Origin of the sequence: Arachidicoccus terrestris, assembly GCF_020042345.1 — a bacterium.
Lineage (GTDB): Bacteria > Bacteroidota > Bacteroidia > Chitinophagales > Chitinophagaceae > Arachidicoccus > Arachidicoccus terrestris.
The window spans coordinates 4,122,975-4,138,261 of sequence record NZ_CP083387.1 but is presented as its reverse complement, the minus strand read 5'-3'; the positions used below and the strand labels follow the sequence as shown (position 1 = coordinate 4,138,261).

Below are 15,287 nucleotides of genomic sequence, written 5' to 3'. Positions count from 1 at the left end.
ACGTTGTAAATTAACTGCCTGAACTGGTAATCGATGTTACCCGTTGGATGCGAAATACTATTAAAAACACAAAGAACCAATACAACAAAACAAAAGAAATATGATTCAGACAAAAGGGCCGGTCGGCGTAGCTGTTTCTAAACTTGGGCTGGCAATGGCTGGCTTACTACTGGGTAGTATGACGATTTCCGCACAAAACTACAAACCTGTAGCAGACAAAATTATGACCAAATGGGCCGCAGATGTCAACCCGAAGGCCCCCTTGCCGGAATATCCTAGGCCGCAGTTGAAAAGAGGTGATTGGAATAACCTCAATGGATTATGGCAATACGCCATTACCGCTGCCACTGAACAAAGACTGCCTACGAATTTTGACGGTCAAATTCTGGTGCCCTACCCGGTTGAATCTGCACTTTCAGGAGTTGCCAAGACTGTCGGCAAAGATCAGGCTTTATGGTATGCAACTACCATTGAACAAAAGAAGCCTTCAGGCAAAGACAAATTATTACTGCACTTTGGTGCTGTTGACTGGAGGGCCGATATATACGTGAACGGTCAGAAAGTCGGTCGGCACGAAGGGGGTTATGATCCCTTCAGTTTTGATATCACGCCCTATCTGCAAAAAGGGAAAAAACAACAGATCGCAATACGGGTTTGGGATCCGACAGACGAAGGTCCTCAACCGCGCGGAAAGCAGGTAAGTAAGCCAAACGGTATCTGGTACACACCGGTTACAGGTATCTGGCAGACTGTCTGGACAGAACAAGTGCCTGAAACCTATATCGCCTCCACTAAACAAACGCCGGATCTTGACGCTTCCAGTCTGAAAGTAGCAGCAAATATAGTAGATCCTGCAGTTGGCGATCAGGTAAAGTTTGTGGCACTGGACAAAGGGCAAGTAATAGGAGAGACCACCATCGATGCCGCCTCGCAGAAAGGAGGAAGTATATCTATTTCCAATCCGCGCACCTGGTCTCCGTCTGATCCACATTTATATCAATTACAAATTACCTTAATTAGAAAGGGTAAGCCGCTTGACGCCGCCAGTAGCTATTTTGCTATGCGTAAGTCTTCCCTTGTCAAAGATGACAAAGGCATTACCCGCATGGGCCTCAATAATAAACCCATCTTCCAATATGGCCCACTGGATCAGGGCTGGTGGCCCGACGGTTTGTATACTGCTCCGACAGATGAAGCCTTGCTTTTTGATATTGCAGAAACCAAGAAAATGGGGTTTAATATGATCCGTAAACATATTAAGATCGAGCCAGCCCGCTGGTATTACTATTGTGACAGCCTGGGAATGCTGGTATGGCAGGATATGCCAAGTGGTGATCTTGGAGGCAATGCCTGGGACAATCAGCCAGGTAAGATTTCGGGGAATAACAGAGAAAAAGAGCGCTCTGCTGAATCTGAAGCTTATTACAGAAAAGAATGGAAAGCCATGATTGATGCGACCTATAATTTTCCAAGCATTGTCGTATGGACACCATTTAATGAAGCCTGGGGACAATTCAAAACGGTGGAGATCACTAAATGGACTAAACAGTATGACCCGTCCAGGATTGTCAACAGCGCTAGCGGTGGCAACTTCTTTGAAGTGGGAGATCTCTTCGACCTCCATAACTATCCGGATCCGGCCATGCCAGATCCTGCCGTATTTGGCAAATCCGGGATGGCGCTCGTACTAGGTGAATTTGGAGGATTAGGCCTGCCGGTACCCGGACATACCTGGCAACAAAAGGACAACTGGGGGTACCAGACTTTTAAAAACAAAGACGAACTGATCAAGCGTTATGGTCAATTAATTAAGCATCTTGAAAAACTGATCCCTTTGGGTCTTTCTGCCGCCGTTTATACACAGACCACGGATGTAGAAGTAGAAACCAATGGCATTATGACATATGACAGAAAAGTCATAAAAATGCCTGCAGAAAAACTGCATGCAATACACGCGCCTTTATACAAGCAATAAGGTTTAAAATTGACAACTAGGTAAGCAATCCCGGCATCTAGATTTACCAAAGTGCCGGGATCTGTATTTATCAACTGTTCCAAAGTACATCTCTGCTATTCAAAAATAACACTTAACTTTAGCCGTTATTATAATAATAAGAACTATTGTGAAGTAAATGGAGACAAGAGCGAGATGTTCACTTTCCCATTCAATGTTATCAATTAATATTAAATACACATGAGCAAATATGAACAAATGACATATCGAAGGTGCGGTTCCTCTGGCTTGAAATTGCCTGCTGTTTCGTTAGGTTTATGGCATAATTTCGGATTTGTCGACCGCTATGAGCACTTTAGAGAAACGCTTCATACGGCCTTTGATAAAGGAATTACACATTTTGACCTGGCCAATAATTATGGACCGCCACCCGGATCAGCAGAGGAAAATTTTGGCAAGATACTAAGATCTGACTTTACCGGATACAGGGATGAAATGATCATTTCCACTAAAGCAGGATATACGATGTGGGCTGGTCCTTATGGCGACTGGGGATCAAAAAAATATTTAGTGGCTTCACTGGATCAGAGCCTAAAACGCATGGGGCTGGAATATGTGGATATTTTCTATCATCACCGTCCTGACCCCGAAACCCCATTGGAAGAGACAATGCGAACACTGGATTTGGTAGTCCGTCAGGGAAAGGCGCTCTATGCAGGTATCTCTAACTACCCGGCTGATCTTGCAGAAAAAGCCTTTAAGATTCTAAGAGAGCTTGGCACACCTTGTGTTATTCACCAGCCTAAATATTCCATGTTTGAAAGGTGGGTAGAAGACGGATTGCTGGATACGCTGGAAAAAAATGGGGTAGGATGTATCCCATTTTCTCCACTGGCCCAGGGAATGTTAACCAATAAATATCTCCATGGTATTCCGGAAAATTCAAGAGCTGCCAAGCCACATGGCTTTTTACAAAAAGAAGCCTTGACTGAGAGCCGGCTTCGCCAGATAAATGATCTGAATGCACTGGCTGTCAACCGGGGTCAATCACTTGCACAAATGGCGCTCAGCTGGCTATTGAAAGACCCTAGAATCACTTCCGTTTTGGTTGGCGCCAGCAGCAGCGAACAGTTATTAGATTCTTTGAAATGCCTGGATAACCTGCAGTTTGATCAAGAGGAATTAACGAAAATAGAACAGATTCTTCACACGGTTCCTTCGGGTAAATAGCATATAAAGGAGTAATTTTGAGATCTGCATTTCAAATAAATAAACATACAATTATGAAGTGGATAACAAAAACTTACAAACTATTTGTAGCGGCTGCTTGTTTATTGACAATCGTTAGCTGTCAGCAAACGCCGGCGTCTAAGGGAGAGGCGAACAAAGACCTCGATACAACAGCCGTCAGCAAAGAAAATGGCGTTAATAATTATAATCCTTCACAAAAAAATACATCATTTATGACAACAATTCAATTTAAAGGTAATCCCATTCACACGGTAGGTGCCCTACCGCAAAAGGGTACGGAAGCCCCGGATTTTACACTGGTTGGCGTTGACCTTTCGAATAAATCCCTGTCAGATTTTAAAGGAAAATATGTCATTCTGAATATCTTTCCAAGCGTCAATACTGGCGTTTGCGCTGCATCCGTCAGACAATTCAATAAAGATGCAGCATCAGTTCCAAATGCAACAGTGCTTTGTATTTCAAAAGACCTGCCTTTCGCCCAGTCCCAGTTCTGTGGTGCAGAGGGCATAGAAAACGTGGTAATGCTCTCTGATTTCAGGACCGACTTCGGACATCAATACGGTGTTCAGATGGCAGACGGGCCGTTACAAGGTTTATTGAGCCGTGCTGTTGTAGTGATAAATCCGGAAGGCAAGATTATTTATGAGCAGCAGGTGCCGGAAATCACAGAAGAGCCTAACTATGAAAAGGCGCTCGCTGCCATTCAATAAGATAAAAGGAATGCTGGATTCCAAGTGAGCGGCGCATTATGACCACTCATTAAAACAATTCCCCGAGTGCTATCGTAATATTATATTTTGTTGACTGTATACTTGATACAGTAAGAGAAGGGATAATCTGATATCCCTTCTTTAATTTTAAATACATGGATCAACCTGCAATTTGACTAAGTAAAGCGCAATATCCGCTGAATCAAATTAAAAACCTCTGCCGTTCTTTGCCGTAACGATAAATCAGGGGTCTATATCGATAATCTCCTTTTATTTGCTTTCCAAAAACTTTTCTTGGGATCCTTGCCACGTTTTTAACCTACACCATTTTCTACTTTCCCATAAATTGCCATATGCTTCACTTTATAAACATCTAAAGTGTTGAGAAGGCAAGAATAACGAGTGCCTACAGAGGCTGCTGTTTTTGACCTTCACATGGTTTTTAATATACGATTAAGAAAAAACAGCAGATTTTTAAATTAACGTGTTTAAGTTCAACAACTTGAAAAAAGCTCATTAACATACATCAAGTTTCCAACTATCGATTACGATACAATTTGAAGATTGCCACATTTTATACCCCACACTAATTGAATCAAAACTGCAAATTTTTGAACAATTTTTAATTAACATTTGGCTTTCTTTAACTCATATTTGCTAATGAAATGTTTAAAGCCACAAAAATTAACTTAGACCATATAGTATTAAATACCAGACGGCTGATAAACTAGTTGATAATCATTGTAGATTTTTTAAGGTTAAGCTATGAATTGTATAAAAAGAATACAGATTACTGATCTGTGTATTTTACTGCTGCTTGTAACAATCAGCACGATCGGATGTAAAAAGGATTCTGTAAAGTCTGAATCCCACGCTTACAATCCTGCCCAGGAGGTTGTAGTGAACGATTTCTTTCCCAAAACAGGTGGCGGTGGCCAGCAACTCGTCCTGTATGGAAAAAACTTTGGAAACGACAAGTCTATTGTTTCTGTAAAGATCGGGGAGAAACAGGCAACCGTTATCACAGTGCACAATGATGCCATATACTGCGTTGTACCAGACAGAGCCTACTCCGGCGAAATAGAAGTAACCGTTGGGTCAAAAAATACGCAGCAATTGGCTAAAGCGGCCGATGCGTTTAATTATCAACGGCGTATGGTCGTCACGACACTTGCAGGCGCCGAAGATGAAAGGGGAAATTACGATATAAAAGACGGACCCTTTGACGACTGTGGCGGCTTCTTCAATCCATCCTGGTTAATTTTTGATCCTAAAAATCCAGGTCTGTTATATATGGGACAGGATGGAGGAGATATCAGGTTACTCAATTTTAGAGACAGTGTCGTTACCACGCCTATTACCAGAGGTATGGGCAACTGGAGCCGTATCCGTACCATCGCCTTTACAAAAGATGCTCAGTATATGATTGTAGCCAATGACCAGGGAGATGTCAACGGAATCAGCACTTCAATTTTATCCAGGGCGAACGGTTTTAAGGACCCCAAAGTCCTGACCTCATACAAGCAGTGTAACGGCGCCTCCGTGCATCCGGTGAACGGAGAGCTCTATTTTAACAGCTATGAGAAAGGACAGTTCTATAGATTTGATCTGAATAAATATTTTACGGATCATCTGGGCATAAAGGACTATGATGAACTCTTTAAAATTCAGGATAACAGCTGGGAATTCCAGATTGATATCCATCCGAGCGGAAATTATGCATACATAGTCGTCATCAACCAGCATTATATTCTAAGAACAGATTATAACTGGGATACCAAAACCTTCATGCAGCCTTATGTCGTTTGCGGGGAGCCACGGGCAAATGCCTGGGTAGATGGAGTGGGGACCCAGGCGAGGCTCTGGAACCCTTATCAGGGCGTCTTTGTCAAAAACCCTGATTATGCGGGCAAGAAAGATGAATATGATTTTTACTTTACTGAACAGGGCAATCATGACATTCGGATTCTGACGCCAGAAGGCAAAGTAACCACATTCGCAGGCCGTGGAAGCTCCAGCATTGATCCGAATCCATATGGTCATATCGACGGTGGTCTTCGATCCGAAGCCAGATTCGATCAGCCGAAAGGCCTGGCCTATGATTCGACCAACCATGTCTTTTACGTGGGTGATGCAGAAAACCATTGTATCAGAAAAATCTCATTAGAAAACTAAAATACTATTGCTATGAAGCGAGCATATATGCGAAAGCCTTATATACTTTTATTACTTCTTTTTACCGCAGTAACTGCATTTTCACAAGACAAAATTCCGATTTCAGGAAAGATAACAGATGCAGAAACTGGAGAACCTTTATCCGGAGTGAGCATCTCAGTAATCAATTCTGCCGGCCTCGGGACTTTCTCTACCAAAGAAGGTACATTTAGTATCAAAGTGGAGGCATATCATAAATTATTATTTTCCTATGTTGGATATGATACCGTACAAATTCTGATTAAAGGGCCGGATCCCGTGAATGTATCGATGACAAAAGCAGTCGTTAAAGCGATGGATGAAGTGGTTGTGACCGCAGTCGGTGAACAGAAAAAGTTGAATGTAACCGGAGCCATTACCACCGTTGATCTCGGAGAACTACGTAAATCGGCTCCCACAGCCAGCATTGTCAATATGCTGGCGGGAAATGTTCCAGGCATCATGGCCATGCAGACATCCGGACAGCCGGGTAAAGATATATCTAACTTCTGGGTCCGGGGAATATCTACTTTTGGCGCCAGTAATGGTGCACTTGTTTTGGTGGATGGATTTGAACGGGATATCAATGAGATCAACATTGACGATATTAAGTCCTTTTCAGTGTTAAAAGATGCCTCTGCCACAGCCATGTATGGGTCCAAAGGCGCTAATGGCGTGCTGCTCATCACAACAAAACATGGCACCATCGGAAAGACCAACATCTCTGCAAAAGTAGAATCGTCCTACAATAGACGTACCATTACACCAGAATTCGTCGACGGGAATACTTATGCTAGTTTAATCAACGAAGCCAGGATCACCAGAAATAATGAGCCGATTTACAGTCCGGTGGAACTTGAAATATTAAGGTTAGGTCTGGACCCGGATCTGTATCCCGATGTGGACTGGTCGGAAAAACTGCTAAAGGACGGCGCCTTTACCAATCATGCCAGCGTGAACATGAACGGCGGAGGCACAACGGCTCGGTATTTTGTATCCGGCAGTTACCTGGACGAACATGGCATGTACAAAACCGATGACCAGCTCAAAAAGGATTATAATACCAATGCGGATTTCCAGAAATGGACCTACAGACTTAATACGGATGTCAATGTTACGAAAACCACTGTATTAAAATTAGGAGTATCAGGCTCTCTCACGAAAAGGAACAGCCCGGGCCTGGGCGATAATGACGTTTGGGGAGAATTATTTGGTTATACCGCGATCCGTACGCCCATCACATACTCTAACGGGTATGTCCCGGCTATCGGCACGGGGAACAAAACCAACCCTTGGGTAGCGGCTACCCAAACCGGCTTTAATGAGACCTGGAATAACAATATCCAGACGAATCTTACACTGAATCAGGATTTGAACTTTTTGTTGAAAGGCCTGACTTTTGAGGGAAACTTCGGCTACGATACATACAACTCCAGCACGATCGAAAGGCATAAATGGCCTGAACAATGGCGTGCTGAAAGGCATAGGGACCCGGAAGGCAATTTAATTTTCACGCATATCGCTGGCCCCAGCCAGTTAACGCAAGCCAGTAATTCAGACGGCAAGCGCAGAGAATTTTTAATTGGCATGTTGAATTATCACCGTACAATCCAGGATCACCATTTTGGTTTGGACCTTAGATATACCCAGGAATCCACAACATTTACCCAAAACCTGGGTACTGACATTAAAAACGGAATCGCCAAGAAAAACCAGGGGCTGGCAGGCAGGGTTTCCTATAACTGGAAAAGCAAATATTTTGTCGACTACAATTTCGGGTATACCGGTTCCGAAAATTTCAGTTCGGGACACCAGTTTGGTTTCTTCCCGGCCATCTCCGGTGCATGGAATATAGCAGAGGAAAATCTCATTAAGAACAATTTTAAATGGATTAATCTGTTTAAAATCAGGTATTCCTATGGAAAGGTAGGCAACGATAATTTAGGCGACAATCGATTCCCTTATTTATATACCTTACAGGAATTCAAGGACGGAGATGGGAACCCTATAGGTGGTTATGATTGGGCCGAGTTTGGAAACGATAAATTCTTTGGCGGATTAGGATATTCTCAGGTAGCGTCGCCTTATGTCACCTGGGAAGTGGCTACAAAACAGGATATTGGTTTAGATCTGTCCTTCTGGAATAACAATTTTTCATTAACAGTGGACGCCTTTAAAGATGAGCGTACCGGTATTTATATGCAAAGAAATTTCCTTCCTGCTTATATCGGTTTAACCAGTCTGCCCAGCGCCAATGTAGGTGCTGTACGTTCCATGGGAATCGACGGCAATTTTACGTTGAAGCATGAGTTCAATAAGGTGCTGGTTACGCTTCGTGGCAACATAACGCTCAGTAAAAATGAAGTTCTGGAGCGCGACGAGGAAGAAAGTGTATATCCATATCAGATGCAAAAGGGCTACCGGGTTGACCAGAACAGGGGGTTAATTGCACTGGGATTGTTTAAGGACTATGATGATATTCGCAATAGTCCCACCCAGACTTTCGGAGCCTATCAGCCCGGAGATATCAAATACAAAGATGTGAACGGTGATGGCCTTATTGATAATGACGATATTGTGGCGATCGGCTCCACCAAAACGCCGAATTTGATTTATGGTTTTGCTGCCTCTGCAAGTTGGAAGGGCTTTGATCTCAGTGTGCTCTTTCAGGGAGCAGGCAATTCTAGTTTCTTTATTTACGGAAAGACCGTATATGCTTTCAGTGAGGGTGAATGGGGAAACATTTTAAAAGGCATGGTTGAGAACCGGTGGATATCTGCCGATCTTTCCGGTGATCCTTCAACGGAAAACCCCAACGCTCCCTATCCAAGATTAAGCTATAACATCTTCGAAGGCAATAATCACAGAAATTCAACTTATTGGTTGCGCAACGGAAGGTATCTGAGACTTAAAAACCTGGACCTTGGTTATTCCCTACCTAAAGAAATGCTCAACAGGGTCCATATGAGTGGCCTGCGCATTTATTGCATTGCCACCAATTTATTCACCTGGGCGCCTTTTAAACTGTGGGACCCGGAAACCGTAGATCCGCGAGGCGAAACTTATCCGCTAACAAAATCCATCACACTTGGATTGACAATCAACTTATAATATAAAACGTATATTATGATGAAAAAATTATCCGCTACAACCATTCTAATAATGATGGTGACGCTACTGATATCCTGTAATAAATACCTGGAATCCGATCAATTATTTAAGGACCGGATGACACTTGATAAATCATTCAATAATGTTGATTATATTGAGGAATGGCTCGCCAATTCATACTCCTACCTGACAGATGTCAACGCAGATGTCGCCAGTAAAGGTTATGAGCCTTTTAACTTCTCTGATGATATTTATTATGGAGACAGGGATAAGGACTATGATATTAAGGAAGCCAGTCAGCTGTCTTATAATCAATTTAATCTTGGCAATTATCACGAGGGTGATAAACAGGATTCCTGGTCTGAATGCTATAAAGGAATCAGAAGCGCGTCGATATTTATACATAATATTGATCAATCTACTGTAATAGATGATGCCCAAAAAGCTGATTACAAGGCGCAGGCCAGATTCGTTCGTGCCTATTACTATTGGCTTTTGCTAAGAAAATATGGCCCTATTCCGATTATTCCGGATGAAGGTGCTGACTATACTAAAAGTTATGCAGAACTGGCCTTGCCCAGAAGCAGTTATGACGCCTGTGCAGAATATATTGGCCGTGAAATGGTGCTCGCCGCGAAGGATCTGCCACAAAGCAGAGGCCAGCTAGCCATTGCCAGACCCACCAAGGGTGCTGCCTTAGCAACCCGTGCAAAAGCTTTTTTATATGCGGCCAGCCCACTGATTAACGGCGGAAAGGGAAGCATGGATTACAAGCAGGAATTAGTGGATGACCAGGGCAATCCTTTACTGTCTGTGACCTATGAAGAACAAAAATGGGCCAGGGCAGCGGCAGCGGCTAAAGATGTTATGCAATTAGGCGTATATGATCTATATGTTGCACCATACCGTAGTTCAGGAACAATTACACATCCACCCACGATTACCCCGCCCTATAACCCAGAATATTCCAATAAACCCTGGCCCGACGGCTGGTCCAATATAGATCCGTTTGAATCCTATCGGGCACTTTTTGACGGAGAATTATCAGCCTCTGAAAATCCGGAATTGATTTTTACGCGTGGGAAGAATCAGTCTTCAGAGGGGATCAATGTAATGGTTGTACATCAGTTGCCCCGAATCGCTTCTGGCTGGAATACCCATGGTATGACCCTAAAACAATGTGATGCCTATTATATGAACGATGGGACAGACGCACCCGGTAAAGATATGGAATATGGCCGCGGCAACGGAAGTCAAAGACTAGGGGGTTATGTAACTGAACAAGATGTCGCAGATGGCAGGTATAAGCCACTGGCGGCCGGGGTCTCATTACAGTTTGCCAACAGAGAACCAAGATTTTACGCTTCCGTCGCCTTTAACGGCAGTGTATGGGACTTAACCAATGAATCCGAGGAACGTAACAGAGAACAACAGGTATTTTATTATCGCGGTTCGGGCAATGGTTATACCAATACCATGTTCTGGTTGCGAACAGGAATCGGCATTAAAAAATACGTTAATCCGCAGGACACATATGAAAATGGGGATCTCAATAAAGTAGTTCCCAAATATGAGCCCGCCATTCGTTATGCCGACATCCTGCTGGAATATGCAGAAGCCTTAAATGAATTAAACGGTTCTTATAGTATTGCAAGCTGGGACAGTGCACAAATATATACTATTTCAAGAAGCGTGGATGAGATGCAGAAGGGTATCCGACCAGTCAGAATCAGAGCAGGATTGCCTGACTTTTCTCAGGCCGTTTATTCCAGCAGCACCCAATTACGCAAGGCGATCAAACGTGAACGTCAGATTGAGTTAATGGGTGAGCAGGAGCGTTATTATGACTTGCGTAGATGGGAAGATGCGGCCAACGAATTAGCCCTACCGATCTATGGATACAATGTCCTGATGACTGCCAATCAGAGAGATTTATTCCATCAACCAGTTGCGGCATTCGCGCTGCAAAGCACATTTGCATCGAAAATGTATTTCTGGCCGATTTCAATTGAAGAATTAAGACGCGACAGCCGCCTGACACAAAATCCCGGCTGGCAAACATACAACAACTAAATTTTATATATGAAAAAGATAGCATCAATATTTTCCATTCTGCTAGTCCTCATAACGGTAGCCTGCAATAAGGAATGGAGTTCAGAACAATATGAACAATATATTTCTTTTAAGGCACCCTTAAACAACGACGATGTAACACCTATCCATATCCGGTACAAACCTGATGGGCAAGTCAATTACGAATTACCGGTTATCGTCAGTGGCTCCACCAATAACACAAAAAATCTTATTGTACATTTAGGCGTGGATTCTGACACACTTAAGGATTTTAATTTTAAAAACTTCCAAAACAGGACAGATCTCTATTATAAGGAGCTCACCGAACAGTACTTTACCATACCAGACACAGTGTCCATTCAAAAAGGAATCAATATCAATACCGTTAAAGTCGGCTTTACGCTAAAAAATATAGATTTAGTCGACAAATGGGTTCTGCCATTAACCATTCAGCCTTCTTCTGATTATACCGCTAATCCCAGACGAAACTATTCTAAGGCACTACTCAGAATCGTACCATTTAATGATTATTCAGGAACCTATAGCGGAACATCCTTAAAAGTCTATCTAAAAGGAGAGGAAGATGGGGCAGCTATCGTTAAAAATACCATAGAGACGTATGTTGTGGATGAGCACACGATATTTTTCTATGCGGGCACGGTAGACGAAAACAAAGCAGACAGAAGAAATTACAAAATTTATGCACATTTTGATGATGTAAAAAAAGAGGTGACGCTGCACTCCGATAATCCGCTGATGAATCTACATGTCAATCAGACAATCAATTATTCGATCGAAGAAGTGCAGGATGAACTACTCCCGTATTTGGTTCATAGATATTTAACGATCAATAATATAGATTATAACTATACGGATTATACCTCAGTTTCAAATGCAACTATCGATTATACGATTCGTGGTTCACTAATTATGGAAAGAAAAATCAATACCCAGATTCCGGATGAAGACCAGGCGATTGAATGGTAGAAACGGTTAGGCGCAAAAAATCTGCCTGACAAACAAAAATAGCATCTACTGCCTCAAAAGTAACGGATGCTATTTAATTTTATCCCTACTTGAAATAACACCCGGTCCTGAAACCTTCCGTGTCGGCAAGTGAGACAATTTTTTGAGCAGTTATGTCTTAAAGTTCTATTTGGAAGCAATCTATAGATTCTCAAATTGAATTATTTTTGTGTAATATTTACTTTTGAAAGTAAGACGATCATATCGTCTAAATGGATAGTTTCTGTTTGTGTATCTTTGCCATGTTATTTCCATTCTTAATAAGAAATAGATGGCTCATCCTTGAAAAAGAAAAGGCATATAGCGTATAATCGATTCTTGGAAATTAATTTTCTGATCTACATTACCAAGTGCTTGATCGGATTACTGATTACCTACACAATCTATGTCACCTTTCCACAGCATCAGTTCTTCTGGAGTGTCATTTCTGTACTATTGGCTTTTTCACCAGACGATAAAGACGCGAAAAAAGTAGCCTATGACCGTATGAAGGCCAATATCCTCGGTTCAACGGTAGGAATGATCTTGTTTCTGATCCATTTTCCGAACCTGGTCATTATGGGCATCGGCGTGGCGGCAACTATTGCCATTGCCACGCTTTTAAATATTCAGTCCACCACCAGGTCAGCACTGGCCGCTGTGGTTATCGTTTTGCTTTATGAACAGGAAAATGCTTCCTGGCATATGGCACTGGAAAGAATGATTTGTGTCATTATCGGCTGCCTGATCGCACTTTTACTTACTTTACTGTTTGACGTCACTCTTTTTAAGGACAAACGGGGGCGGATGATCCGCAAAGCTAAAGTCATCCGGAAACATTACATTAAAAAATAATACAAGTAAATCTAGTAAGAGGTTAATCTATTTTTAAGATATCCGTGATGTGAAATCTTGCAGTATCTTTGCCATATGCAATTTTACTGTCATTCACTTAGTTCCTATAAAAGACTTAAAACCCGCGAGGTAAGAATCGGCGATCTGCTGCTCGGTGCGGATCATCCTATCCGGCTTCAGACCATGACCACGACCGATACCATGGACACGGAGGCCACAGTCGCGGAAGCCATCCGTTGTATTGAGGCAGGGGCCGAACTGATTCGTATTACAGCCCCGTCCAAAAAGGAAGCGGAAAACCTCGCCCAGATAAAAAAGGCCTTGAGAGCTAAAGGCTATAATACCCCATTAGTAGCCGATATTCATTTTACGCCTAATGCCGCAGAAATCGCCGCTAAAATCGTAGAAAAAGTCCGCGTCAACCCGGGTAATTACGTAGATAAGAAGAAATTTGAACAGATCGATTATACAGACGAAGCTTATAATGACGAACTGGAACGTATCAGGGTTCGGTTTACCCCGTTGGTACGTATCTGCAAAGAACATGGAACTGCCATGCGTATCGGTACCAACCACGGCAGTTTAGGTGACCGTATTATGAGCCGTTACGGTGATACCACCATGGGAATGGTGGAGAGTGCAATGGAGTTTTTAAGGATCTGCCGTGGAGAAAATTATCACAATATTGTGTTATCCATGAAAGCGTCCAATACCCATGTTATGGTAGAGGCGTACCGGCTGCTTATCCAACAGATGAATGCTGAGTTCGGAGAGCTATACCCACTCCATCTGGGCGTTACCGAAGCGGGTGACGGTGAAGATGGCCGGATCAAATCTGCCGTCGGTATTGGTACATTACTGGAAGACGGTATCGGAGACACGGTACGGGTCTCTTTGACAGAAGACGCTGAGCTGGAAATTCCTGTCTGCTATGACCTGGTAAAAAGATATGACCTCAGTCTACAGCATACCAGTGAGATCCTGGGGAAAGAACCTGGATTTCCCGTACCGGAGATCATCACAGATCATCTCCCATATACCCCGTTTGAATACAAACGCCGCGATACAATCGAGATCAGTAATATCGGAGGTAGCCATGTCCCTGTTGTCATAGCCGACTTAAGCAAATTAAACCATATTACACCTGGCGATTTACTACAGGTCGGGTATCAGTATAATGAAAAACTGGACAAATGGTTCATCGGAGACAGGGCAGCTGATTATATCTTTATAGGGTATCAGAATATTGATTTTCAGTTACCCGGCACCCTCAGAGCGATAGTCTATCCTCCCGCCTTTGATCTGCAGGAACATAAAGAACAGTTTTGCCCGCTTTTTGACATTCCTACGTACATGGCGGGCACCGACCAGAAAGGCCAGGTTAATTTCGTTCATATCGCCGTATACCAGGATATGCCCTTCCTCACAGAAGAACAGCTTTGTCTTTTGGCCGCCGACCCGACAGTAGTATTGGTACTTGACAGCAACCGTAAAAATGCGATGCAGGCTGTCCGCCGCTTTATCGTAGAACTGGAGCAGCAAAAGATTAAAAACCCGGTTATTATCAGTGTTTCCAGCAGTTGGGACACGGCCGATGAGCACTTGATTCATTTTTCTACGGAAGCCGGAGGGCTGCTCGTCGACGGGATGGGAGACGGCGTGTTTTTCCACTTAAAAACAGCTTCTTATAAAGCGTTAGCGGGCAATTTTCAAGCGGCAGCTGGCAGAAATTACCAGCAAAATACCAATGTCGAGCAATTTTTAAACGCTACTGCATTCAGTATCTTACAGGCATCCAGAACACGGATTTCCAAGACAGAATATATATCCTGTCCAAGTTGTGGCAGGACCCTGTTTGATCTCCAGGAAACGACGGCTAAAATCAGAGCCGTGACAAACCATCTGAAAGGTGTTAAAATAGCGATTATGGGTTGCATTGTAAACGGGCCAGGGGAGATGGCTGATGCCGATTTCGGATATGTCGGATCCGGGGTGGGGAAGATCACCTTATACAAGGGCAAGGAAGTCGTCAAAAGAAATATTGACAGCGAGATCGCGGTGGGTGAACTCATTAACCTTTTAAAGGAAGGAGGCGTCTGGGTAGAGCCTGCTCTGGACGAGAAACGCTAAGAAAA

General features: G+C 43.1%; 9 protein-coding genes. All 9 read left to right on the top strand.

The annotated features are described in order from the left end of the window. The first annotated feature begins 100 nt into the window (after window positions 1-100). The 9 genes from K9M52_RS16070 to ispG all read left to right on the top strand — a co-directional run bounded on the left by K9M52_RS16070 (window position 101) and on the right by ispG (window position 15,282). Window positions 101-1,975: a glycoside hydrolase family 2 protein gene (locus tag K9M52_RS16070; RefSeq protein ID WP_224069452.1), complete on the top strand. Its 1,875-nt coding sequence runs from the start codon at window positions 101-103 to the stop codon at window positions 1,973-1,975. Between the two features lie 219 nt (window positions 1,976-2,194). Beyond that, window positions 2,195-3,184 carry an L-glyceraldehyde 3-phosphate reductase gene (gene mgrA, locus K9M52_RS16065; RefSeq protein WP_224069451.1) on the top strand — a complete coding sequence of 330 codons (990 nt, stop codon included), beginning with the start codon at window positions 2,195-2,197 and terminating at the stop codon, window positions 3,182-3,184. A gap of 53 nt (window positions 3,185-3,237) precedes the next feature. After that, complete coding sequence (gene tpx, locus K9M52_RS16060; protein WP_224069450.1) at window positions 3,238-3,915, top strand: thiol peroxidase; 678 nt, start codon at window positions 3,238-3,240, stop codon at window positions 3,913-3,915. Between the two features lie 765 nt (window positions 3,916-4,680). Next, on the top strand, window positions 4,681-6,090 hold the full coding sequence (locus K9M52_RS16055; RefSeq protein ID WP_224069449.1) for an IPT/TIG domain-containing protein: 1,410 nt from the start codon (window positions 4,681-4,683) through the stop codon (window positions 6,088-6,090). Between the two features lie 12 nt (window positions 6,091-6,102). Further along, complete coding sequence (locus K9M52_RS16050; protein ID WP_224069448.1) at window positions 6,103-9,219, top strand: SusC/RagA family TonB-linked outer membrane protein; 3,117 nt, start codon at window positions 6,103-6,105, stop codon at window positions 9,217-9,219. A 15-nt stretch (window positions 9,220-9,234) separates the two neighbouring features. Beyond that, window positions 9,235-11,292, top strand: coding sequence for a RagB/SusD family nutrient uptake outer membrane protein (locus K9M52_RS16045; protein ID WP_224069447.1), 2,058 nt, complete (start codon window positions 9,235-9,237; stop codon window positions 11,290-11,292). A 9-nt stretch (window positions 11,293-11,301) separates the two neighbouring features. Beyond that, on the top strand, window positions 11,302-12,279 hold the full coding sequence (locus K9M52_RS16040; protein ID WP_224069446.1) for a DUF4973 domain-containing protein: 978 nt from the start codon (window positions 11,302-11,304) through the stop codon (window positions 12,277-12,279). A 357-nt stretch (window positions 12,280-12,636) separates the two neighbouring features. Beyond that, complete coding sequence (locus tag K9M52_RS16035) at window positions 12,637-13,152, top strand: FUSC family protein (protein WP_224069445.1); 516 nt, start codon at window positions 12,637-12,639, stop codon at window positions 13,150-13,152. A 75-nt stretch (window positions 13,153-13,227) separates the two neighbouring features. Then, entirely contained in the window at window positions 13,228-15,282 is a 2,055-nt protein-coding gene (gene ispG / locus K9M52_RS16030; RefSeq protein WP_224069444.1) for a (E)-4-hydroxy-3-methylbut-2-enyl-diphosphate synthase, read from the top strand. Window positions 15,283-15,287 lie beyond the last annotated feature (5 nt).

Excerpts from the sequence above, each read along its gene's own strand:
- mgrA (WP_224069451.1), top strand. The coding sequence starts at position 2,195 with ATGAGCAAATATGAACAAATGACATATCGAAGGTGCGGTTCCTCTGGC.
- K9M52_RS16045 (WP_224069447.1), top strand. The coding sequence starts at position 9,235 with ATGATGAAAAAATTATCCGCTACAACCATTCTAATAATGATGGTGACG.
- ispG (WP_224069444.1), top strand. The coding sequence starts at position 13,228 with ATGCAATTTTACTGTCATTCACTTAGTTCCTATAAAAGACTTAAAACC.
- K9M52_RS16070 (WP_224069452.1), top strand. The coding sequence starts at position 101 with ATGATTCAGACAAAAGGGCCGGTCGGCGTAGCTGTTTCTAAACTTGGG.
- tpx (WP_224069450.1), top strand. The coding sequence starts at position 3,238 with ATGAAGTGGATAACAAAAACTTACAAACTATTTGTAGCGGCTGCTTGT.
- K9M52_RS16050 (WP_224069448.1), top strand. The coding sequence starts at position 6,103 with ATGAAGCGAGCATATATGCGAAAGCCTTATATACTTTTATTACTTCTT.
- K9M52_RS16040 (WP_224069446.1), top strand. The coding sequence starts at position 11,302 with ATGAAAAAGATAGCATCAATATTTTCCATTCTGCTAGTCCTCATAACG.
- K9M52_RS16055 (WP_224069449.1), top strand. The coding sequence starts at position 4,681 with ATGAATTGTATAAAAAGAATACAGATTACTGATCTGTGTATTTTACTG.